Origin of the sequence: Pseudomonas putida, assembly GCF_016406145.1 — a bacterium.
GTDB lineage: Bacteria > Pseudomonadota > Gammaproteobacteria > Pseudomonadales > Pseudomonadaceae > Aquipseudomonas > Aquipseudomonas putida_E.
In genome coordinates this window covers 5,117,072-5,139,386 of sequence record NZ_CP066306.1, presented here as the reverse complement: position 1 = coordinate 5,139,386, position 22,315 = coordinate 5,117,072, and the positions used below count along the sequence as shown (strand labels likewise).

22 protein-coding genes are annotated in these 22,315 nt (G+C 62.0%); 7 read left to right on the top strand and 15 right to left on the bottom strand.

Annotated features, from left to right (window positions below; translation table 11 throughout):
* From JET17_RS23705 to JET17_RS23690, 4 genes are all read right to left on the bottom strand, one after another.
* Nucleotides 1-1,098, bottom strand: coding sequence for an AGE family epimerase/isomerase (locus JET17_RS23705; protein WP_012316452.1), 1,098 nt, complete (start codon nucleotides 1,096-1,098; stop codon nucleotides 1-3).
* 50 nt (nucleotides 1,099-1,148) lie between these two features.
* Nucleotides 1,149-1,781: a TetR family transcriptional regulator gene (locus JET17_RS23700; protein ID WP_012316451.1), complete on the bottom strand. Its 633-nt coding sequence runs from the start codon at nucleotides 1,779-1,781 to the stop codon at nucleotides 1,149-1,151.
* A 67-nt stretch (nucleotides 1,782-1,848) separates the two neighbouring features.
* Complete coding sequence (locus JET17_RS23695) at nucleotides 1,849-3,546, bottom strand: hypothetical protein (RefSeq protein WP_012316450.1); 1,698 nt, start codon at nucleotides 3,544-3,546, stop codon at nucleotides 1,849-1,851.
* A 175-nt stretch (nucleotides 3,547-3,721) separates the two neighbouring features.
* Nucleotides 3,722-4,129 carry a hypothetical protein gene (locus tag JET17_RS23690; RefSeq protein ID WP_012316449.1) on the bottom strand — a complete coding sequence of 136 codons (408 nt, stop codon included), beginning with the start codon at nucleotides 4,127-4,129 and terminating at the stop codon, nucleotides 3,722-3,724.
* Between the two features lie 295 nt (nucleotides 4,130-4,424).
* On the opposite strand from JET17_RS23690, the gene JET17_RS23685 reads away from it, so the two are divergent.
* The gene (locus JET17_RS23685) at nucleotides 4,425-6,491 is read left to right on the top strand and encodes an AsmA family protein (RefSeq protein ID WP_012316448.1); all 2,067 of its coding nucleotides are present in this window, start codon (nucleotides 4,425-4,427) and stop codon (nucleotides 6,489-6,491) included.
* A gap of 32 nt (nucleotides 6,492-6,523) precedes the next feature.
* Here JET17_RS23685 and JET17_RS23680 read toward each other — a convergent pair whose 3' ends face one another.
* Together JET17_RS23680 and osmE are read right to left on the bottom strand one after the other, a co-directional pair.
* Entirely contained in the window at nucleotides 6,524-7,054 is a 531-nt protein-coding gene (locus JET17_RS23680) for a ferritin-like domain-containing protein (RefSeq protein ID WP_012316447.1), read from the bottom strand.
* 48 nt (nucleotides 7,055-7,102) lie between these two features.
* A complete protein-coding gene (gene osmE, locus JET17_RS23675; RefSeq protein ID WP_012316446.1) occupies nucleotides 7,103-7,444 on the bottom strand; it encodes an osmotically-inducible lipoprotein OsmE in 342 nt (113 codons plus the stop codon).
* A 125-nt stretch (nucleotides 7,445-7,569) separates the two neighbouring features.
* Here osmE and JET17_RS23670 point away from each other — a divergent pair, with 125 nt between their 5' ends.
* Nucleotides 7,570-8,460 carry an esterase/lipase family protein gene (locus tag JET17_RS23670; RefSeq protein WP_012316445.1) on the top strand — a complete coding sequence of 297 codons (891 nt, stop codon included), beginning with the start codon at nucleotides 7,570-7,572 and terminating at the stop codon, nucleotides 8,458-8,460.
* On the opposite strand, the gene JET17_RS23665 is transcribed toward JET17_RS23670, so the two are convergent.
* Nucleotides 8,441-9,334: a DMT family transporter gene (locus tag JET17_RS23665; protein WP_012316444.1), complete on the bottom strand. Its 894-nt coding sequence runs from the start codon at nucleotides 9,332-9,334 to the stop codon at nucleotides 8,441-8,443. The genes JET17_RS23670 and JET17_RS23665 overlap by 20 nt on opposite strands.
* Nucleotides 9,335-9,477: 143 nt before the next feature.
* On the opposite strand from JET17_RS23665, the gene JET17_RS23660 reads away from it, so the two are divergent.
* The 3 genes from JET17_RS23660 to JET17_RS23650 all read left to right on the top strand — a co-directional run bounded on the left by JET17_RS23660 (nucleotide 9,478) and on the right by JET17_RS23650 (nucleotide 11,694).
* Entirely contained in the window at nucleotides 9,478-10,266 is a 789-nt protein-coding gene (locus JET17_RS23660) for an AraC family transcriptional regulator (protein WP_012316443.1), read from the top strand.
* 64 nt (nucleotides 10,267-10,330) lie between these two features.
* Nucleotides 10,331-10,615, top strand: coding sequence for a PsiF family protein (locus tag JET17_RS23655; protein ID WP_012316442.1), 285 nt, complete (start codon nucleotides 10,331-10,333; stop codon nucleotides 10,613-10,615).
* A 71-nt stretch (nucleotides 10,616-10,686) separates the two neighbouring features.
* On the top strand, nucleotides 10,687-11,694 hold the full coding sequence (locus JET17_RS23650) for an AI-2E family transporter (RefSeq protein WP_012316441.1): 1,008 nt from the start codon (nucleotides 10,687-10,689) through the stop codon (nucleotides 11,692-11,694).
* Nucleotides 11,695-11,792: 98 nt separating this feature from the next.
* On the opposite strand, the gene JET17_RS23645 is transcribed toward JET17_RS23650, so the two are convergent.
* Nucleotides 11,793-13,058: an Hsp70 family protein gene (locus JET17_RS23645; RefSeq protein ID WP_012316440.1), complete on the bottom strand. Its 1,266-nt coding sequence runs from the start codon at nucleotides 13,056-13,058 to the stop codon at nucleotides 11,793-11,795.
* 164 nt (nucleotides 13,059-13,222) lie between these two features.
* Between JET17_RS23645 and cbpA the strand changes: the two genes are divergently transcribed.
* Both cbpA and JET17_RS23635 read left to right on the top strand, forming a co-directional pair.
* On the top strand, nucleotides 13,223-14,176 hold the full coding sequence (gene cbpA, locus JET17_RS23640) for a curved DNA-binding protein (RefSeq protein ID WP_012316439.1): 954 nt from the start codon (nucleotides 13,223-13,225) through the stop codon (nucleotides 14,174-14,176).
* A gap of 2 nt (nucleotides 14,177-14,178) precedes the next feature.
* Nucleotides 14,179-14,484: a chaperone modulator CbpM gene (locus tag JET17_RS23635; RefSeq protein ID WP_012316438.1), complete on the top strand. Its 306-nt coding sequence runs from the start codon at nucleotides 14,179-14,181 to the stop codon at nucleotides 14,482-14,484.
* Nucleotides 14,485-14,548: 64 nt separating this feature from the next.
* On the opposite strand, the gene JET17_RS23630 is transcribed toward JET17_RS23635, so the two are convergent.
* From JET17_RS23630 to cycA, 7 genes are all read right to left on the bottom strand, one after another.
* Nucleotides 14,549-15,064 carry a GNAT family N-acetyltransferase gene (locus tag JET17_RS23630; RefSeq protein WP_012316437.1) on the bottom strand — a complete coding sequence of 172 codons (516 nt, stop codon included), beginning with the start codon at nucleotides 15,062-15,064 and terminating at the stop codon, nucleotides 14,549-14,551.
* A 31-nt stretch (nucleotides 15,065-15,095) separates the two neighbouring features.
* Nucleotides 15,096-15,794, bottom strand: a complete 699-nt coding sequence (gene urtE, locus JET17_RS23625; RefSeq protein ID WP_012316436.1) for an urea ABC transporter ATP-binding subunit UrtE — start codon at nucleotides 15,792-15,794, stop codon at nucleotides 15,096-15,098.
* A 102-nt stretch (nucleotides 15,795-15,896) separates the two neighbouring features.
* Complete coding sequence (gene urtD, locus JET17_RS23620) at nucleotides 15,897-16,754, bottom strand: urea ABC transporter ATP-binding protein UrtD (protein WP_012316435.1); 858 nt, start codon at nucleotides 16,752-16,754, stop codon at nucleotides 15,897-15,899.
* Entirely contained in the window at nucleotides 16,751-17,830 is a 1,080-nt protein-coding gene (gene urtC, locus JET17_RS23615; RefSeq protein ID WP_012316434.1) for an urea ABC transporter permease subunit UrtC, read from the bottom strand. The genes urtD and urtC overlap by 4 nt, the downstream gene beginning before the upstream one ends.
* A complete protein-coding gene (urtB, locus tag JET17_RS23610) occupies nucleotides 17,830-19,350 on the bottom strand; it encodes an urea ABC transporter permease subunit UrtB (RefSeq protein ID WP_420094516.1) in 1,521 nt (506 codons plus the stop codon). Before urtB ends, urtC begins: the two co-directional genes overlap by 1 nt.
* Before the next feature lie 94 nt (nucleotides 19,351-19,444).
* Nucleotides 19,445-20,710 (bottom strand): urea ABC transporter substrate-binding protein, encoded by a 1,266-nt coding sequence (gene urtA, locus JET17_RS23605; RefSeq protein WP_012316432.1) that lies wholly within the window; start codon nucleotides 20,708-20,710, stop codon nucleotides 19,445-19,447.
* Nucleotides 20,711-20,898: 188 nt separating this feature from the next.
* Nucleotides 20,899-22,305, bottom strand: a complete 1,407-nt coding sequence (gene cycA / locus JET17_RS23600) for a D-serine/D-alanine/glycine transporter (protein WP_012316431.1) — start codon at nucleotides 22,303-22,305, stop codon at nucleotides 20,899-20,901.
* Nucleotides 22,306-22,315 lie beyond the last annotated feature (10 nt).

Genomic DNA, 22,315 nt, shown 5'->3' with positions numbered 1-22,315 from the left:
TCAGTTCAGGCGCTGCAAGCCTTCCAGGCAAGTCGCCAGGTGATAGGGCGTAGTCGAAGGCATGTCATGCCTGCTGACCGCACCTTCACCATCGCGGCACTCATACCAGCCTCCATCGTGCAGGAAGCGCTGGTGCATTGCCTGCAACTGCTCAGCCAGCTTCACTCCACTCCCTGGCCGCAGTGCAAGCGCCCGCAGATACTCAGCCTGTGCCCAGATCCGCTGGGTCGCATCGATCACCTTGCCATCCACGGCCAGCATTGCCAGCACCGCAGCATCCTTCACTCCGCACTGCTCGGCGTAACCGAATGCGCGGTCGATCGACGCATGCAGCGGCGTGCCGCGCAGCAGTGCCGAGGTATGCAGCAGGTAGAACCACTCGAACTGATGCCCCGGCTCGAACCAGTTATCCACAGCACTGCGGGGTTTTTCCAGCATCAGGCCATGTTGCGGCTCGATGAAGTGCGCCTGCAGGGATTGGCACAGTTGCAGCAGTGCCTGTTGAACACCTTGGTCTGCACGCACGGAAAGAACTTGCAGGAAGGCTTCGGCCAAGTGCATCTGTGGGTTCTGCAGCGGGCCGCTGCCGAGGTCGGCCCAGTCTTCACCGAGGCTCGCTTCGTAGAGGCCGTCATCGCGGGCAAACTGCTCGCTGACGATCTCAAGGGCAGCATTGAGTGCCGACTCCACCAGGCCTTCGCGGACTTTGCCCCAGTAATGAGCGCAGGCAAACACGATGAATGCATGGGTGTAGAGGTCCTTGCGCCGGTCCAGCGGCTTGCCTTGGGCATCGATGCTGTAGAACCAGCCGCCATGTTCGGCGTCGTGGAAATGCCGCTGCAGTGAGCGGAACAGCGCTGCCGCACGCTCGGCCGCGCCGGGTTGTTCGATGCGGCTGCTGAATAGGTACAACTGACGCGCGCAGGCCATCGCCCGGTACCGCTGCACCGGCAGCGGGTGGTGAGTGGCATCCAGTGCCTCGTAGGGCAGCGCCATTTCGGCATTCCAGCCCGGGCCCAGCCACAGCGGCACGATGCGTTCGGCGAAGTGCTGGTTGAAGCGGGCAAGTTCGGCTGGAGTGGGGCGGGGGTCGGACATGAATGCGCTCGTCACAATCGGGCAGTGCGCCATGGTAGCAGAAGTGCGCTTCAGCCCGGATTACCCAGACCCTGCCAATGCCGTGCACCGACGAAGATGAAGCGTAACTGCTGGGTTATCTTGTCCCGTGCGCTCAGGGCCTGTGGATAACCTTGCTCCGGGTTGTCGATCAGTTCCGGCAGGGTGGCAAACACGGTCTTCACCACCAGGTCGGCAATCACCGCCAGCGCTGCATCGTTCAGGTGCTGCCAGCGTTTCATTCGCGCAAGATCGGTGGCCAGGTCGTTGCTGATACCTTGGCGCAGGCGGCCGATGGCCTGGCGCACCGCCTGCGAGCCGCCGTACTGCTCGCGGGCCAGGAATAGGAACTGTGCCCGGTGGGCGGCTACCACGTCGAGGAAGATGCGTACCGAGGCGTCGGTGATACCCCCCAGTTCGAACTCGTTCTGCCGCACCAGGCGGATGGTCTGGCGGAAGGTGTCATCGACCTCGGCCACCAGGGCCAGGCCAAGGGCATCCATGTCGGGGAAGTGCCGATAGAACCCGGTGGGCACGATGCCGGCGGCCTTGGCCACTTCGCGCAGGCTGATGCTGCCGAAACCACGGCCACTTTCCATGAGCTGGCAGGCCGCATCGAGCAGGGCCTGGCGGGTCTGTAGCTTCTGTTCGGCGCGCGGCAGCATGTCAGGTCATTGATCGCGAAGGAAACCTGCACTTTATTGGCTCATGGACAAAAGTCAAAAAAAGGTTTCACGCTGCCTGCCCGTCGTGGTGGCGGGAAGCGTAATGCTCGATGTAGCTGTCGCTGCTGATCGGCGCCTCTAACATTCTCATGTCCATGCGTTTCAACCGCTCCAGAATCAAGGGTGCATGCTGCACCAGCAGTGCCTGTTTGCGGTTTGCCCAGCTCCTGATCTGCCTGGAGGATGCTGCCTGGGTCCGTACCAGCGCCACAGCGTGTTGCTCTAACTGGCTGAGCAGAAACACATCGAGGATAACGCCATCCAGTGGGCTTTCATTGACATGGGCCAGGTAGCGCACACTGGCAATGCGTACCCCCAGCAGCTTGGCCAGCAGCAGCATGTCCTCGCTTTTCAAGAACCGGTCACGCTTGTCGGCAATGCCTGAGCGGAGGAGGTCGATACAGGTATCGAGGTGTTCGAGCAGACGCTGGCGCTTTTTGCCGGTCACCGCGTGCGCGCTGGCTGGGGCCGCGTGTTTCATGTAGTAGGCAGCGGCTTTGAGCATGATCACCAGATTTTCGCCTTCGGCGGTGATCGCGCCATTATTGTTCAACAGGTAACCGATGATCTTGTTCGCCGCGAACATACCTTGTGCGCCACAACGTTCACGGCAGCGCACCAGAATGTCCTGGCTGGCCCAGGTCGAAACTGCCTTGAGAATTGCCACTTCGTTGAGTACATCAGGCGCTAAAGGCTTGAGCGCATCCTTGCCGTGCCCGGCGACGATCTGTTCAAGCCACGCGGCATGAACAAGGTTGGTCACGACATCAATGGCCAGTGGGTGGCGATAGGTGGGATGGGCAAGCAAGTTGACCGGGCCGGCCGGGCTGAAGGTCTGGCGTTTCTGTGCGTAGGTGTAATTGATATGCAAGCCGGCCATCGCCACTGCCAGGGCGCAACTGGCCATGCACAGCTTGCCGGATTGGACACGTTCGATGGAGCGCATGAAGCGTTGACTGCGTGTAGTGTCCAGCGTGCGCAGTTGCCCATCGCGGTCCAGTTCGATGGTGCCTCGCTGCAAAAGGGCCTCGTAAGGGAGTTCGACGTTTTCGAACGAGGTCATGGCATTGTCCAGGTGCATCCCCGGTTTGTGGCCCAGTGCAGTAATACGAACACCGGGGTACGCCATGTCGCCCGCGTGCAGCGGCACAAGAAACGGCAAGATACCGATGAACTTGTCGTTGACCATCAGGCGCGCCATTACCACCGCGATCTTGGGCAATGGACTGTGCGTGCTGTTTGGCATGAACTTGTAGGATTGGCGGCTGGGCGAATCAAGCACGAATACCTGCCGCTCGGGGCAATAGCGTGCTTCTGTTTCCAGTGAAAAAAGATTGCTGCCATACCCCAGTTCCGTGGCGAGGTATACACCGATTGCATTGCCTTCGTTCAACTGTTTGTACAGGCTGCGCACATAGTCACTGTCATTGCCCATCGATTTGATCGAGCCCATGCACAAGTTGTAATGAATGGAGATCATCGATGCCAGGGCACCGTCATGTATGGCACAGGTTGTATGAAACCGAAGCAACTTAGGCAGATCGGCAAGCAATGCATCGCCCTGCAGGCTTGGCTGCGCCAACAGTTCAGTAAAGGTTCGTTTGGCCTCTTCGCTGTTCTCGATCGGCCGGGCAATGAGCGCCAGCAGTCTTTCGTCCAGCCAGTCAGGCCTGAGTGCTATCAGATCAGTTGCCGGGTTTCTCATTTGAACGCTCCGTAGCCATACTTTCAGTAACCTAGCAATGGCGATGGGCGATTTGAAACTAGCAGAATTACCAGTTGCGCGGGGCGGTGTTGCCTGAAAACAAAGCCCGGTCAATTGACCGGGCTGGGAGGAGGGTGGGCACATTGATGCAGGTTGTTGTTTTCGGCCATGGAGATCAGCTCACACGGCTGATTTCGATCAGTCGATCCGAACCGCCTTCCGCAACACGGCCGGTGCGTTCGATCAGGCGATCCGAACCGCCTTCCGCAACACGGCCGGAGCGCTCGATCAGGCGATCCGAGCCACCTTCCGCAACACGGCCGGTGCGTTCGATCAGACGATCCGAGCCACCTTCCGCAACACGGCCGGTGCGCTCGATCAGGCGATCCGAACCGCCTTCGGCAACACGGCCACTGCGTTCGATCAGACGCTCGGCACCACCTTCGGCAATGGTCTTCAGCGGTTGGGCTATTTCAACAGCGCTGGAGCGCGATTCGGCGGTCAGGTGCTGATCGGCAGCTGGGACGGCGAAGGCGTTGGCAGCAAGAATGGACAGCGTCAGGGTCAGCAATTGGCGTTTCATGATTTCGGTGCTCCTCTCGGGGGCTGGAAAGTGGGTACGAAGCCAATGCTACGCTCGGTAACGCCAGAGAGAAGTTCATACGGATAATGGTAACAATCGATGGTATTGATAGCGCAGTGTCAAGGCTCTAACGCAGGTGTTTCAAGGCATCCTGTGGTTAAAAGCTGAGCAAGTGGGCAAGAAAACTTCGCTATCATGGGCTTCATGGATAAAACCCTAAGGGCTTTCATCAGTCCGAGATACTGAGTGCCATCGTTGTGCCCGTTCTGCCCCAAGCCGTCAGGAGAATAACGCAATGACGCGTCCCGCCAGAATCCTCGCCTGGACCCTTACCAGCCTACTGACCCTGCTGGCGATACTGGTGGTGGTGATCGCCACTTTCGACTGGAACCGCGTCAAGCCGCTGCTCAATGAGAAAGTATCCGAAGCGTTGCACAGGCCGTTCGCGATCAACGGTAACCTGGCGGTGCACTGGCGCACTGAGCCGGAAGAAGGGGGGTGGCGCGCCTGGGTACCGTGGCCGCACTTCATTGCGGAGGACCTGACCCTAGGCAATCCCGAGTGGCTGAAGGAGCCGAAGATGGTCGGCCTGGAGCGTGTGGAATTTCGACTGGCGCCGCTGCCGCTGGTATTCCAGCAGATCGTCATCCCGCGCATCGACCTGGTCAAACCCACCGCCAGCCTTACTCGCCTAGCCGATGGCCGCGCCAACTGGACCTTCGATTTCGGCCCCAAGGATGAGAATGCGCAGCCCTCCAAGTGGCAGCTGGACATCGGCGCCATCGGTTTTGACCAAGGTAATGTCAGCTTCGACGACCAGACTCTGAAAACCAGTATGAAGGTGCAGATCGACCCTCTGGGCAAACCGATCCCGTTCAGCGATATCGTTGGCAAAGCCAGCGCGGAAAAGGCCGGCGGAGCCCAGGATTACGCCTTCGGGCTAAAGGCCCAGGGCCGCTACAAAGGCCAGCCTGTTTCCGGCACGGGCAAGATCGGTGGCCTGCTGGCGCTGCAGGACGCCAGCCAGCCGTTCCCGCTGCAGGCCGACGTGCGGATTGCCGATACCCATGTGGTACTCGCCGGCACCCTGACCGACCCGCGCAACCTGGGTGCGCTGGACCTTCGCTTGCGCTTGTCCGGCGCCAGCCTGGGCAACCTTTATCCGCTGACGGGGGTGACTCTGCCAGACACCCCAGCCTACGAGACTGATGGCCACTTGACCGCCAACCTGCATGCGGCCGAAGGCGCGACGTTCAACTACCAGGGGTTCAACGGCAAGATAGGTGACAGTGACATCCACGGCGACCTGGCGTTTACCGCGAGCCAGCCACGGCCCAAACTCTCCGGCAAGCTGGTGTCCAACCAGCTGTTGTTCAAGGACCTGGCACCGCTGATCGGTGCCGATTCCAACGCCGAGCAGAAAGCCCGCGGGGGCGCCAGCAAGCAGCCTGCCGGCAAGGTGCTGCCGGTGGAGGAGTTCCGCACCGACCGTTGGCGCACCATGGACGCCGACGTCCAGTTTGCCGGCAAGCGCATCGTTCACAGTGAACAGTTGCCATTCAACGATCTTTCCGCCCATGTGATCCTCGAGGACGGCCTGCTGCGCCTGGAACCGCTGCGCTTTGGCGTGGCCGGTGGCAACCTGGCATCCAGGATTCGCCTGGATGGCCGCAGCGTACCGCTGCAGGGGCGCGCGCGGCTGACCGCACGTGGCTTCAAGCTCAAGCAGCTGTTCCCCACCTTTGCGCCGATGCAGACCAGCTTCGGTGAGCTCAACGGCGATGCCGATATCAGCGGCCGCGGCAACTCGGTGGCAGCCTTGCTGGGCACGGCCAATGGCGACCTGCGCATGCTGATCAACGATGGCGCGATCAGCCGCAGCCTGATGGAGATTGCCGGGTTGAACGTGGGCAACTATGTGATCGGCAAGCTGTTTGGCGACGAGGATGTGCAGATCAACTGCGCAGCGGCCGATGTGGGCATCAAGGACGGGCTGGCGAGCACGCGCCTGTTCATATTCGATACCGAAAACGCGATCATCTACATCAACGGCACCGCCAACTTCGCCAGCGAGCAGCTGGACTTGAAGATTACTCCGGAGTCGAAGGGCTTACGGCTGTTCTCACTGCGCTCGCCACTGTATGTACGCGGGCCGTTTGCCAAGCCCGGTGCGGGCGTGCAGGCGGTGCCGCTAGCCTTGCGCGGCGCGGGCATGGTGGCCTTGGGTGTGGTTGCAGGGCCGGCGGCGGGGCTGCTGGCGCTGGTGGCGCCGAGCAGTGGCGATGAGCCCAACCAGTGCACCCCGTTGTTGCAGCAGATGAAAGCCGGCAAGGCGCCGGCTGAGGTGAAAGGCAAGGGTTAAGTGAACCGGGGCCGCAAAGCGGCCCCTGGCGATTACAAGCCTTGCAGCAGATCGGACATATCGTCTGCGTGTTCTTCTTCCTGAGCCAGGATGTCCTCGAAGATGCGACGCGTAGTCGGATCCTTGTCACCAATGTACTGAATGATCTCGCGGTAGCTGTCGATCGCGATGCGTTCGGCCACCAAGTCCTCCAGCACCATCTCCTTCAACGAATTGCCTGCTACGTATTGGGCATGGGAATTCTTGGTCAGGTTGTCCGGATTGAAGTCCGGCTCGCCGCCCAGCTGCACGATGCGCTCGGCCAGTTTGTCGGCGTGCTCGGCTTCCTGGTTGGCATGCTCGAGAAACTCCTCGGCAGCCACGCTCGCCTTGATCCCGCTGGCCATGAAGTAATGACGCTTGTAGCGCAGTACGCAGACAAGCTCGGTGGCCAGCGACTCATTGAGCAGGCGCAGGATTTCCTGGCGGTCGGCGTGGTAACCCTCGGTCACCGCACCTTGCTCGACGTGCTCACGGGCACGCTTGCGCAGGGTTTGCACATCGGTCAGTTCAACGTTGCTCATGGTTATCTCCAGACAAATCAGGACGGGTGGTCAGGATGTTGCGCAGGCTCAGGCGCCGTGTACGGCTTCGCTGTCCTCTTCTCGTTGTTTGCAAGTCTTGAAACCCTTGGCATCGACATGGCCGGTGGCATCGAAGCGCACGTAGTAAGGCTGTTGATGGCCATCGCGGTTGAGGATGTAGTCGTTGCAAGTGCCTCCGTGCGGCAGGTCGCTCGCATTCGATGGGCTGCCGCCGATGGCGATGACTTTCTGCATGGTCATGCCGTTTTCGACTTGCTTGACCAGCGGCTCGTCGCGGTAGGTGACGTAGTCCACCGGGTTTTCCGGGCGGCTGCCACAGGCGGCCAGGGTCGCACTTGCCAGAAGGATTGCCAGGGTCTGTTTGTACATGGTCCCGCTCCTTGCTCAAGGGTCTGTTCTGGTTTGGAACCGCGCGGCGCGTCAGGAGTTCGATTGCGATGGTCATTCAGGCCGCTGTAGTGTTGGCCGGTCGACCACGCAAAGGGTTGGTTCCCATGCAGCAGGAATTGGCTACGCGATATCCATTGGTGCTGGTGCCGGGCATGCTCGGCTTTGTCAGGGCGTTGCTCTATCCCTATTGGTTCGGCATCGTGCCGGCCTTGCGCAAGGGCGGGGCGCAGGTGTTCCCCGTGCAGGTGTCGCCCTTGCACTCCAGCGAAGTGCGCGGTGAGCAGTTGCTGGCAATCATCGAAGACATCTGCCAGCGTACCGGCGCTGACAAGGTCAACCTCATCGGCCATAGCCAAGGCGCCTTGAGCGCGCGTTATGCCGCAGCCAAGCGGCCTGACCGGGTGGCATCGGTGACTTCGGTGGCCGGGCCCAACCATGGTTCGGAACTGGCCGATCACCTGGCTCGCACAGCTCCGGGCGATTCTCCTCAAGGGCGCATTCTCAGGGCTGTTTTGCATGGCCTGGCGGTGCTGCTGGGGTGGTTGGAAACCGGCTGGCGCCGCGACTCATTGCCTATCGACGTGCACGCCTCGCACCAATCGCTGACTAGCGCCGGCGTAGCGCTGTTCAACCAGGTTTATCCACAGGGCCTGCCCGACACCTGGGGCGGTGAGGGGGCGGGAGAGGTCAACGGCGTGCGTTACTATTCGTGGTCAGGCACCTTGCAGCCAGGCGTCACTGACCAGGGGCGTAACCGCTTTGACGGCAGCAACCGCTTCTGCCGCCTGTTCGCCCGCAGCTTCGTCAAGGAAAAGGGGCAATGTGACGGCATGGTCGGGCGCTTCAGTTCGCACCTGGGGCAGGTGATCGGTGATGACTACCCGCTCGATCACCTGGACATCGTCAACCAGTCGCTCGGCGCCGTGGGCAAGGGCGCCGAGCCGGTGCGGCTGTTCACCGAGCACGCCGCCCGCCTCAAGGCTGCGGGGCTGTAGGGCTGCGGCGCACGGGGGTGGTCCAGCGTTCGGCGAGGACCACCCCGGCCAGGGTCAGCAGTCCGCCGACCAGGTGGTAGCTGGCCAGTTGCTCGTCGAGTGCCGCGGCGGCGATCAGCGCGGTCACCAGTGGCAGCAAGTTGAAAAACAGCGTGGTGCGGCTTGGCCCCAGGCGGTGAACGGCCTGCATCCATGCCAGCGGGGCGACCATCGAGGCCAGTACACAGGCGTACAGCACCAGACCCGCGTTATGCACGTTCAGGCCGGTTTTGTCTGAAAACAGGAACAGTGGCAGCAAGACGATGATTGCCACCAGCACCTGCAGGTACAGCAGCTGCAAGGGCGGCAGGCGCAGCTGCCATTTCTTCAGCAGGAAGCTGTACAGCGCGTAGGCCAGGGTGGCCACCAGCATCAGCAGGTCACCGCGGTTCAGGCCTTGCTCCAGCAAGATGCCGGGATGGCCGGCGGAGACGACTTCCAGCACACCGATGAAGGACACCGCCGCGCCCGTCAGCGCACCGTAGCTCAGCCGCTGGCCGAGCCATGCGATGGACAGGGCCAGCGACATCAAGGGCATCAGCGAGAGAATGATGCCCATGTTGGTAGCGCTGGTGATGCTGGCCGCGAAGTAGGCGAGGCTTTGGTACAGGGCCATGCCGAGCACGCCAAGGACGAAGATTCTGGGCAGGTGCGGACGGATGGCCGCGCGGTTGCGCCACACGGCCGGCAGCAGGAACGGGGTGAACAGCAGCCCTGCGAGCAGCCAGCGGTAGAAGCCGATCTCGGCAGGGTGAATGGCACCTGCGGACAGCTTGGTGACTACAGTGTTGCCGGCCCAAATGAGGATAGCGGTGAGGGGGTACAGATAATTCATGACGCAAAGGCTCTTGGATGCTCATAAGCCTCCGTGGGAGCGTGCCCGCTTTCACAGAGGTTGTATGATGGCCCCGTATTATCGTTTGTCTGTCAGCAAGCCTATACTCCTATCCAGACAACCTGCCCCTTCAAGCAGACAGCATGCGCCGCAAATACCTCGATATCCCCCAGTTCGACCAGCTTCCCGCGCCCGTTTACCTGCGCCACGACGAATTTGGCGCCGACACTCACAGCCCGCCCCATCGCCACACCTGGGGCCAGCTCAACTACACCGCCCACGGCGTCATGCACCTGGATGTCAATGGCCAGCGTTTTCTGTCACCCCCGCATTACGCGGTCTGGGTGCCGCCGGATACCGAACATGGTTGCTACAACCCTCAGGCCATCGTTTACCGTTCGGTCTATCTCGACCGCAGGCTGTGCGCCGGCCTACCGCAGCAGCCGTGCAGCCTGGTGATCAGCGATATCCTCAAGGCCATCCTCGGCGACTTCGCCCGCCGTGACGTCAAGGTGGCTCAGGACGAACGCGACCAGCGTCTGGTGCAGGTGCTGCTTGATCAGTTGCTGCTGGCACCCACCCAGACCTGCTACCTGCCCTTCGCTCAGAGCGAGGGCCTGCGCCAGGTGCTCGATGCCCTCGGTGCTGAACCTGGTGACAACCGCCCGCTGGCGGACTGGGCGGCGCAGGTGCATGTCAGCGAGCGCACCCTGGCGCGGCAATTTCTGCGCGAACTGGGCATCAGCTTTGGTGAGTGGCGCCTGCGCCTGAGGTTCTTGCGGGCCATCGAGGCGCTGGAGGCCGGCTTGCCGATACAGGCCATCGCCTTCGACCTGGGCTACAGCAGCGCCTCGGCATTCATCGCCATGTTCCAGCGTCAGGCCCATTGCACGCCGGAGCAGTACCGGCGGCAAGCGCGGACGGGTGTGTAAAATTTGTTGTCTACACTCACCTGCGACACCGTGCATCGGGCGCGGGAGACAAGGAGACCACTCCATGAAGATGCTGCACATGCCATTGCTGGCGTTGGCCGTTATGTTCAGTGCGCAGGGATTCGCTGCCACCGCGCAACAGGAAAAGATGACCTCGTGCAATGCCGACGCTTCTGCCAAGGCGCTCAAGGGCGATGAGCGCAAAGCCTTCATGAGCAACTGCCTGAAGAAAAGCGTACCGCCTACCCAGCAGGAAAAGATGAAGATCTGCAACGCTGACGCCAGCGCCCAGGCCCTCAAGGGCGACGAGCGCAAGGCCTACATGAGTGACTGCCTGAAGAAGAAATGACCTGCGCCTATGCCTGTAGGACGAAGGCTGGCAGACTGCGGTTCTTTTCCGTTGTCTGCCGTTGAGGCTGTATGACTTTCACCCCCCGCCAGGTCACCCTGGCCAGCTGGATCATCGTATTTGCCGGCCTGCTGCTGGCGCTCCCCCTGAAATTGTTACCCAGCCTGCTGGCCGGGCTGCTGGTGTTCGAGCTGGTCAACATGCTCACGCCACGGCTGCAGCCGATCATTGCCGGGCAACGCGCACGCTGGCTGGCGGTGGCGCTGCTGGGTACCTTGGTGGTCAGTACCCTGACCTTGCTGATCGCCGGCGCGTTCAGCTTCCTGCTGCACGAGGCAGAGAACCCCGGCGCATCGCTGGACAAGTTCATGGCCCTGTTCGAGCGTGCCCGTGGCCAGTTGCCGCCGTTCATCGAGGGCTACCTGCCGGCCAGTGCCGCGGAGTTCAAAGTGGCCATCGGTGAGTGGATCAAGAGCCACCTCAGCGACCTGCAGCTTGTAGGCAAGGGCATGGCGCACATGTTCGTGACGCTGCTGATCGGCATGATTCTCGGCGCTATCATTGCCCTGCAGCGCATCCCCGACATCTCGCGGCGCAAACCGCTGGCTGCCGCCTTGTTCGAGCGCCTGAGCCTGCTGGTGCAGGCGTTTCGCAACATCGTCTTCGCGCAGATCAAGATCTCGCTGCTCAACACCGTGTTCACCGGCATTTTCCTTGCTGTGGTGTTGCCACTGTTCGGTGTGCACCTGCCGCTGACCAAGACGCTGATCGTGTTGACCTTCCTGCTTGGGCTGTTGCCGGTGATCGGCAACCTGATGTCCAACACGCTGATCACCATCGTTGGCATGTCGCTTTCGATCTGGGTGGCTGCGGCCGCGCTGGGGTATCTGATCGTTATCCACAAGGTCGAGTACTTCCTCAACGCGCGGATAGTAGGGGGGCAGATCAGCGCCAAGGCCTGGGAGCTGTTGCTGGCGATGCTGGTGTTCGAGGCGGCGTTCGGGTTGCCGGGGGTTGTAGCGGGGCCGGTGTACTATGCGTACATGAAGAGTGAGCTGAAGCGGGCTGAGCTGGTTTGAGAGCTTCAAGCTACAAGCTTCAAGCTGCAAGATAAAGCTGAACGCGGTGGGCCTTCCATCGCCAATCGGCTTGTAGCTTGTAGCTTGTAGCTTGCAGCTCACCCGTAACGCTTGCGCGCCTCGATCGCCAGCCCGCTGCCGATGCTGCCGAAGATATTGCCCTCCACATGCCGCGCATTCGGCAGCATTGCCGCCACACTGTTGCGCAGCGCCGGAATGCCGCTGGAACCACCGGTGAAGAACACCGTGTCCACCTGACCTTCGCTTACACCGGCCTTGGCCAGCAGTTCGGTGACGCTGCCACGCACTCGCTCCAGCAGCCCTTCGATCGCACCTTCGAACACTGTGCGGGTCAGGTCCACGCCTAATTCGCGCTCGACGCGGCCGAGGTCGATACGGCGGCTTTCGTGGTCGGTCAGCTCAATCTTGCTGGCCTCGATTTCCATCGCCAGCCAGTGCCCGGCCCGCTGCTCGATCAGCTTGAACAGACGGTCAATGCCAAGGGTGTCCTCGATGTCATAGCGCATGCTGCCCAGCGCCAGTTGCGACTTCTGCGAGTACAGGGCGTTGATGGTGTGCCAGGTGGCCAGGTTGAGGTGGTAGCTGGTAGGCATCAGCGCACCGCTCTTCATCCGGCTGCCGTAACCGAACAGCGGCATCACGCCCTGCAGGCTCAACTGCTTGTCGAAATCGGTACCGCCGATGTGCACGCCGCCGGTGGCGAGGATGTCGCTCTGGCGCTCGGCCACCTTGTGACGCTCGGGTGACAGACGGATCAGGGTAAAGTCCGAGGTACCCCCGCCGATATCCACGATCAGTACCAGCTCTTCACGGCTGATGCCCGACTCGTAGTCGAACGCGGCGGCAATCGGTTCGTACTGGAACGACACGTCCTTGAAGCCGATCTTGCGTGCCACGTCGGCCAGGGTGTCCTCGGCCTCCTGGTCGGCAGCCGGATCTTCGTCGACGAAGAACACCGGGCGGCCCAGTACCACCTGATCGAAGCTGCGGTCGGCGGCGGTTTCGGCGCGCTTTTTCAGTTCGCCGATGAACATGCCCAGCAGGTCCTTGAATGGCAAGGCGCTGCCTAGCACGCTGGTATCGTGCTTGATCAACTTGGAGCCCAGCAGGCTCTTGAGCGAGCGCATCAGGCGGCCTTCGTAGCCTTCCAGGTATTCGTGCAGTGCCAGCCGGCCATACACCGGGCGGCGCTCTTCGATATTGAAGAAAACCACCGATGGCAGCGTGATCTTGCCGTCTTCCAGGGCTATCAGCGACTCGACCCCGGGGCGGTGCCAGCCGACCGTGGAGTTGGAGGTGCCGAAGTCGATGCCAAGGGCACGGGCCGGGGATACGTCAGACATGGGAAAAGGGCTTCCGGAGGCAAAACGGCCGCGCAGTTTATGCCACTTGGCCAGAGAATCAAGACCGGTCGTCTGCCTTGAAGCAAAGCCAAGCGAACCTTGAAAGGCTATGCTTGACCCTTATCTTCAGATGCAACATGAAAATTCACATTGGTGATCCATAGATGGACTTCAAAGACTACTACAAGATACTCGGCGTAGAGCCCACGGCGGACGAAAAGGCGATCAAGGCCGCGTACCGCAAGCTGGCGCGCAAGTATCACCCTGACGTCAGCAAGGAGCGCGACGCCGAGGAGAAATTCAAGGAGGCCAATGAGGCCTACGAGGTGCTTGGCGACGCCCAGAAACGCGCCGAGTTCGACGAGATCCGCAAGTACGGCGGCCAGCACGGTCGGCCATTCCAGGCCCCTCCGGGCTGGGAGAACCGTGGCGGTGCGGGCGGTGGTTTCGAGGGCGGTGATTTCTCCGACTTTTTCAGCTCGATCTTCGGCGCACGGGGCGGCAACCCCTTTGGCGGCGCTCGGCAACAACGCAGTGCCGGCAGGCGAGGGCAGGATGTGGAACTGGAACTGGCGATCTTCCTTGAGGAAACCCTGAGCAAGGAGTCCAAACAGATCAGCTTCCAGGTGCCGCAGACCAACGCCGCCGGCCAGCGTACCGGGTTCACGACCAAGACCCTGAATGTGAAGATCCCGGCCGGCGTGAGCGACGGTGAGCGCATCCGCCTCAAGGGCCAAGGAGCGCCGGGCAGCGCTGGCGGCGCCAACGGCGACCTGTTCCTGACCATCCGCATGGCACCGCACCCGCTGTTCGATGTCGAGGGCCAGGACCTGATCATCACTGTGCCACTGGCACCGTGGGAGGCGGCATTGGGCACCAAGGTGGCGGTGCCGACCCTGGACGGCAAGATCAACCTAACCATCCGCCCCGACAGCCAGAGTGGCCAGCGCCTGCGTGTGCCTGGCAAAGGCCTGGCGAACAAGCAGGGCGAGCGCGGCAACCTCTACGCCCAGCTCAAGGTAGTCATGCCGCCGGCATCCGACGCCTCTACCCGTCAATTGTGGACCCAGCTTTCCGAGAAGGCGGCGTTCAATCCGAGGACACAATGGAGTAAGTGATCATGAGCAGCACCCTGATCGTTCAACTGGACATGCGCACGCTTTGCCAGGAGGCCGATATCACGGCCGACTACGTGGTCGAGATCGTCGAGCACGGCATCGTTGAACCTTCGGGGCGAACGCCGGAGGAATGGTTGTTCGATGATCAGGCGCCGCTGCTGGCCAGGCGTGCGGCAAAGCTGCACCAGGAGCTGGAACTGGAGTGGGAGGGCGTGGCGCTGGCGCTGGAGCTGTTGCAGGAAGTGCAGCAGTTGCGCAGTGAGAACAGCATGCTGAAACAGCGGCTGGGCAGGTTTACCCAGATGTGATGTCGATTGCAGTGGCCCCATCGCCGGCTTGCTGGCGATGGGGCCACTGCAATCAGCAGAAAACTCAGGCTGGCTCCGCTCCCGGGTCGAGCACCAGCTGCATGAAAGTCAAATCCAGCCACCGCCCGAACTTCACCCCCACCTGCGGCATCTGCCCGGTCACTACGAAGCCCAGACGCTCATGCAGGCGCACCGACGCGGCATTGCCACTCTCGATGGCCGCGACCATCACATGCTTGCCACACCCCCGTGCGCGCTCGATCAGTGCGGCCATCAACTGCGGCCCCAAGCCCTTGCCGCGCTGATCGCCACGGATATACACCGAGTGCTCCACGGTATTGCGAAAACCCTCGAACGGCCGCCAATCGCCAAAAGACGCATAGCCCAGCACACCGCTGTGATCCACGGCCACCAGAATGGGATAGCCCTGCTGTGCCCGGGCCTCGAACCAGGCGTGGCGGTTGCCCAGGTCCACCGGCGTATCGTTCCAGATCGCCGTGGTGTTGCGCACCGCGTCGTTATAGATGTCGAGGATGCCCGGCACGTCGGCGGGCAGGGCATCGCGAATTTCGTGGCTCATTGCTGCGTCTCACAAGGTCGAGGGCTGCAGATTAAATGGTTACCAGCCCACGCACACCTTCGGCCTGCATGTTTTCACCGCGCCCGCGCTGGATGATTTCGCCACGGGCCATGACCAGATACTGGTCGGCCAGCTCCTCGGCAAAGTCATAGAACTGCTCCACCAGCAGGATGGCCATGTCGCCACGCTCTGCCAGGCGGCGGATGACCGCACCGATCTCCTTGATGACCGATGGCTGAATGCCTTCGGTGGGTTCGTCGAGGATCAGCAGGCGTGGCCGGCTGGCCAGGGCGCGACCGATGGCCAGCTGTTGCTGCTGGCCGCCGGACAGGTCACCGCCGCGGCGTTGCTTCATCTGTTCCAGCACCGGGAACAGTTCGTAGATGAACGCAGGCACCTCACGGGCCTCGCGCGCCGGGAAGCGCGACAGGCCCATCAGCAGGTTTTCCTCGACGCTGAGCCGCGCGAATATTTCACGCCCCTGGGGCACATAGGCGATGCCTGCGTGTACCCGTTGCTGTGGCTTGAGCGTGGTGATCGGCTGGCCTTCCCACTCGACGCGACCTTCGCGTGGCGGCACCAGGCCCATCAGGCAACGCAGCAGGGTGGTTTTGCCCACGCCGTTGCGCCCGAGCAGGCAGGTGACTTCACCGACCTTGGCTTCGAAGGACAGGCCGCGCAGGATGTGGCTGCCGCCGTAGTACTGGTGCAATTCACTGACTTCAAGCACTTTCAATTCCTCGTTCTTGTCAGCTACAAGCCTCAAGCCGCAAGGGGCAAGATAAAGCGCACAGCTAGTGCTTGCGGCTTGAGGCTTGCTACTTGAGACGCGTCAGCGCCCTAGATAAACCTCGACCACCCGCTCATCCGCCTGTACCTGCTCCAGTGACCCCTCTGCCAGCACGCTGCCCTGATGCAACACGGTCACATGGTCGGCGATGCTGCCGACAAATCCCATGTCGTGCTCCACCACCATCAGCGAATGCTTGCCGGCCAGGCCTCTGAACAGCTCAGCGGTGAACTCGGTCTCGGCATCGGTCATGCCGGCCACCGGCTCGTCGAGCAGCAGCAGTTGCGGCTCCTGCACCAGCAACATGCCGATCTCGAGGAACTGTTTCTGCCCATGTGACAGCAGGCCCGCCTGGCGCTGGGCCAGGGGCAGCAGGCGCAAAGTGGTCAGCACTTCCTCGATGCGTTGCTGTTGCTCACCGCTCAAGCGTGCTGCCAGGCAGGCCCAGACCGATTTTTCGGTTTTCAGTGCCAGCTCGAGGTTCTCGAACACAGTCAGTGCTTCGAACACCGTGGGCTTCTGGAACTTGCGGCCAATGCCGGCTTGGGCGATCTGGTATTCGCTCATGCGTGTCAGGTCCAGGGTGTCGCCGAAGAAGGCTGTGCCGGTGTCGGGGCGCGTCTTGCCGGTAATCACGTCCATCATGGTGGTTTTGCCGGCACCGTTGGGGCCGATGATGCAGCGCAATTCCCCAACACCTATGTACAGGTTCAGGGCATTGAGTGCCTTGAACCCATCGAAGCTGACGCTGATGCCTTCCAGGCTCAGCACCGTACCGTGACGGGTATCCAGCCCCGCTTCACGGCGGCTGCCCAGGCCGATGGCATCACGGCCGCTGCCAAGGTTGTCGAATACCGGTTCGAGCATGAATTCCGGATGCACTGGGGGCACGCCTTTCATGGCTGGCTCCTTTTCTTCAGCAGGCCGACCACGCCCTTGGGCAGGTACAGGGTGACGAGGATGAACAATGCGCCGAGGAAGAACAGCCAGAACTCGGGGAAGGCCACGGTGAACCAGCTTTTCATGCCGTTGACCAGGCCAGCGCCCAGCAGCGGGCCGATCAGTGTGCCGCGCCCGCCCAAAGCTACCCAGACAGCAGCCTCGATGGAGTTGGTCGGCGACATCTCGCTGGGGTTGATGATGCCCACCTGTGGCACATACAGCGCACCTGCCAGGCCGCACAGCACGGCGCTCAATACCCACACCAGCAGCTTGAAACCCCGTGGGTCATAGCCGCAGAACATCATGCGGTTTTCTGCATCGCGTACGGCGGTGAGCAGGCGGCCGAACTTGCTCTGGGTCAGGCGCCAGCACAGGTACAGGCTTGCCAGCAGCAAACCTACGGTCAGCAGGAACAGCACGGCGCGGGTGCCCTGTGCGGCAATGTCGAAGCCCAGAATCGTGCGAAAGCTGGTGAAACCGTTGTTGCCGCCAAACCCTGTTTCGTTGCGGAAGAACAGCAGCATGCCGGCGAAGGTCAGGGCCTGGGTCATGATCGAGAAATACACGCCCTTGATCCGCGAGCGGAAGGCGAAGAAACCAAACACCAGTGCCAGCAGGCCCGGCGCCAGCACCACCAGGCACAGGGCCCAGGCAAAGTGCTGGGTACCGGCCCAGTACCACGGCAGCTCGCTCCACGACAGGAACGTCATGAACCCCGGCAGGCCGTCACCGGCGGCCTGGCGCATCAGGTACATGCCCATGGCGTAGCCACCGAGGGCAAAGAACAGCCCGTGACCGAGCGACAGCAGCCCTGCGTAGCCCCAGACCAGGTCCAGGGCCAGGGCGACGATGGCGTAGCAGAGGATCTTGCCGACCAGCGTGAGGGTGTAGGCCGATACCTGCAAGGCATGGTCGGGCGGCAGCAACGACAGCAGCGCCATGGCCAGCAACAGCAGGACGACGACGGTGCCGATGGCTAGCGACAGGCGCGGCCCGGCTTTTTGCGAAGCGGTGACAAGCAGTGGCTGGTTCATCAGTCGATAACCCGTCCCTTGAGGGCGAACAGGCCTTGCGGGCGCTTCTGGATGAACAGAATGATCAACGCAAGGATGAGGATCTTGCCAAGCACCGCGCCGATTTGCGGTTCTAGCAGCTTGTTGGCTATCCCTAGGCCGAAGGCGGCCCAGAGGCTACCGGCCAGTTGCCCGACACCGCCGAGCACCACCACCAGGAAAGAGTCGATGATGTAGCTCTGGCCAAGGTCCGGGCCGACGTTGCCGACCTGGCTCAGCGCTACACCACCAAGCCCGGCAATGCCCGAGCCCAGGCCGAAGGCGAGCATGTCCACGCGCCCGGTGGACACGCCACAGCAGGCAGCCATGTTGCGATTCTGGGTGACCGCACGTACGTTCAGGCCCAGCCGCGTGCGGTTGAGCAGCAGCCAGGTCAGCAGTACCACCGCCAAGGCGAAGGCAATGATCACCAGGCGGTTGTAGGGCAGCACCAGGTTGGGTAGCAGCTGGATGCCACCAGACAGCCAGGCCGGGTTGCTGACCTCGACGTTCTGCGCGCCGAACAGCAGGCGGATGGCCTGGATCAGCATCAGGCTGATGCCCCAGGTCGCCAGCAGGGTTTCCAGCGGGCGGCCGTAGAGGTGGCGGATCACCGTGCGCTCCAGGGCCATGCCCACGCCGGCGCTGACGGCGAAGGCCACTGGCAGGGCAATCAGCGGGTAGAACTCGATTGCGCCTGGCGCGTAGCGCTGCAGCAGCACCTGGACCATGTAGGTGCTGTAAGCACCGAGCATGAGCATCTCGCCGTGGGCCATGTTGATCACGCCCAGCAGCCCGAAGGTGATCGCCAGGCCAAGGGCCGCCAGCAGCAGGATCGAACCCAGCGACAGGCCGCTGAAAGCCTGGCCGAGCAGCTCACCGAACAGCAGCTTGCGTTTGACCTGGGCCAGGCTTGTTTCAGCTGCAGTGCGCACGCCTGCGTCGGTTTCCACGTCGGGTTGCAGCAAGGTCTCCAGGCGGGTGCGGGCCAGCGGGTCGCCGGTTTCGCCGAGCAGGCGTACCGCCGCCAGGCGTACGGCTGGCTCGCTGGCGCCCAGTTGCAGGTTGGCCAGTGCCAGGCCAAGCGCGGCGTGCACGGTAGTGTCGGGTTCGCTGGCAAAGCGCCGGTCGAGGAATGCCATTTGCGCCGGTTGCGCACTTTTTTGCAGTTGCTGGGCGGCGGCCAAGCGAGTGTCGCTGTTGTCGCTGAGCAACTGGTGGCTGGCCAGGGCGTTATCGATCAGGCCGCGCAGGCGGTTGTTAAGGCGCACCTTGCGGGTGTCATCGGCTGCGATGCGGCCCTGGCGCAGGTTTTCCAGCAGCGGCAGGCGCGCGGCTTCGGGTTGCGCCGCCCAGCCTTCGAGCAGGCGAGCCTGCTCGGCGGGCTTGGCGGTGAGGAAGAATTCGCCCTCGCTGGCCTGGGTTGCCAGGGGCAGCAGGAGCAGCAGGGTAAGGAGGATTCTGAGCATGCGGGCAATCCTGGAAATCGGCGGTGGATTCATCGCCGGCAGCCGACTCCTACAGGGTGGTGCTGTTCTCAGGACCCTGTGGAAGCTGGCTTGCCAGCGAATGGGCTGCAGCGCAGCCCCAGTGCACTCAGTTGCCTTTCACTGCATAGTCAGGGCGCTTGTCGTTGCCCGGAATGAACGGGCTCCACGGCTGCGCGCGCAGCGGTTGTTCGGTTTCCCAGACCACGCTGAACTGCCCGTCATCCTGGATTTCGCCGATCATTACCGGCTTGTGCAGGTGGTGGTTGGTCTTGTCCATGGTAAGGGTGAAGCCGGACGGTGCCTTGAAGGTTTGCCCACCCAGGGCTTCGCGTACCTTGTCGACATCGGTGGACTTGGCTTTTTCCGCCGCTTGCGCCCACATGTGGATGCCCACGTAGGTGGCTTCCATCGGGTCGTTGGTCACGGCCTTGTCGGCACCCGGCAGGTTCTTGGCTTTGGCGTAGGCCTTCCAGTCGGCGACAAACTTCTGGTTGACCGGGTTATCCACCGATTCGAAGTAGTTCCAGGCGGCGAGGTGGCCTACCAGCGGCTTGGTGTCGATGCCGCGCAGTTCCTCTTCACCCACCGAGAACGCCACCACCGGTACGTCGGTGGCTTTCAGGCCCTGGTTGGCCAGCTCTTTGTAGAACGGTACGTTGGAGTCGCCGTTGACGGTGGAGATAACGGCGGTTTTGCCGCCTGCCGAGAACTTCTTGATGTTGGCGACAATGGTCTGGTAATCGGCGTGGCCGAACGGCGTGTAGACCTCTTCGATATCCTTGTCGGCCACGCCTTTGCTGTGCAGGAAGGCGCGCAGAATTTTGTTGGTGGTGCGCGGGTAGACGTAGTCGGTGCCGAGCAGGAAGAAACGCTTGGCGCTGCCGCCGTCTTCGCTCATCAGGTATTCCACGGCCGGAATCGCTTGCTGGTTGGGCGCGGCGCCGGTGTAGAAGACGTTCGGCGACATCTCTTCACCTTCGTACTGCACCGGGTAGAACAGCAAGCCGTTGAGCTCTTCGAACACTGGCAGCACCGACTTGCGTGACACCGAGGTCCAACAGCCGAACACAACCGCGACCTTGTCCTGGGTCAGCAGCTGGCGGCTCTTTTCGGCGAACAGCGGCCAGTTGGATGCAGGGTCGACCACCACCGGTTCGAGCATCTTGCCGTTGACCCCGCCCTTGGCGTTGATCTCGTCGATGGTCATCAGCGCCATGTCCTTGAGCGATGTTTCGGAAATCGCCATGGTCCCGGACAGCGAATGCAGGATGCCGACCTTGATGGTCTCGGCGGCCTGGATGCTCCAGCTAAGGCCCATCGCCGCAATCGATGCGCTGAGGGTAAAGGCCTTGATCAGACTGCGACGCTTCATGTGCTCTCTCCGCTGAGTTTTTTTTGGTGTTGGCCAAGCGGGGAGGGGCGTTGCAAGGGGTGTGCCGAACGGCAAAAGGTGCGTAATAGAAGGGTCGTGCGAGGTGATGGGGCGTTTGCAAGGTCCAGGTTGGTGCCTGGGATATTTGTGTGCACAGGATTGGGGCTGCAGAGCAGCCCCGTAGTGCCTCAGCTGTTGCGCACAGCTGTCCGCGGATGGCGCTTGCTACGCACACCCTGGTAGGTGACGGCCAGCAACACGAACCAGATCGGCGTGACGATCAGCGCAGAGCGGGTGTCCGCTTCCAGGCTCAGCAGCACCAGGATGAAGGCGAAGAACGCCAGGCACACGTAGCACATGAAGCGCCCGCCCGGCATCTTGTAGGTCGATGCCTGGTGCAGCGCCGCACGGGTTTTGCGGTACTTCAGATACGACAGCAGGATCAGCGTCCAGACAAACATGAACAGCACTGCGGAAACCGTGGTGACCAGGGTGAATGCCTCGATCACGTTCGGCACCATGTAGATCAGCACCGCGCCAAGCAGCAGGCAGGTGCACGAGAAGTACAGGCCGTTGGCCGGTACGGCGCGGCTCGACAGTTTTTCGAATGCGCGCGGTGCGTCGCCTTCCTGGGCCAGGCCGAAGAGCATGCGGCTGGTGGAAAAGACGCCGCTGTTGGCCGATGAGGCCGCCGAGGTCAGCACCACGAAGTTGATGATGCTCGCCGCCGCCGGCAGGCCGGCCAGCACGAACAGTTCGACGAACGGGCTCTTGCCCGGCACCACGTCGCGCCATGGAGTGACAGCCATGATCGCGATCAGTGCCAGCACGTAGAACACGATGATACGGATCGGTATCGAGTTGATCGCCCTTGGCAGGGTGCGTTCAGGGTTCTTGGCTTCGGCGGCGGTGGTGCCGACCAGCTCGATGCCGACGAAGGCGAACACGGCAATCTGGAAGCCGGCGAAGAAGCCCATCAGGCCGTTGGGGAACATGCCGCCGTCATTCCACAGGTTGGCCAGCTGCGCGGTGCGCCCGCTCGGCGATTCGAAGCCGGTGATGACCATGTACAGGCCGGTGGCGACCAGGCCGAGGATGGCGACTATCTTGATCAGGGCGAACCAGAACTCCATCTCGCCGAACATCTTCACGGTAACCAGGTTAAGCGACAGCAGTACTGCAACGCAGGTCAGCGCGGGTATCCACTGTGGCAGGTCCGGAAACCAGAATTGCGTGTAAGCGGCGATGGCGACCACGTCGGCAATACCGGTGACAACCCAGCAGAACCAGTAGGTCCAGCCGGTGAAGTAGCCGGCCCAGGGGCCGAGCAGGTCGGCCGAGAAATCGATGAACGACTTGTAGTTGAGGTTCGACAGCAGCAGTTCGCCCATGGCGCGCATGACGAAGAACAGCATGAAGCCGATGATCATGTAGACGAAGATGATCGACGGCCCCGCCAGGCTGATGGTCTTGCCCGAGCCCATGAACAGGCCGGTGCCGATGGCGCCACCGATGGCGATCAGCTGGATGTGGCGGTTGGTCAGGTTACGCTGCAGGTGCTGCGCTTGAGCAGGAGGGGAAGAGGTCCGGGTCATTGGCTGCATT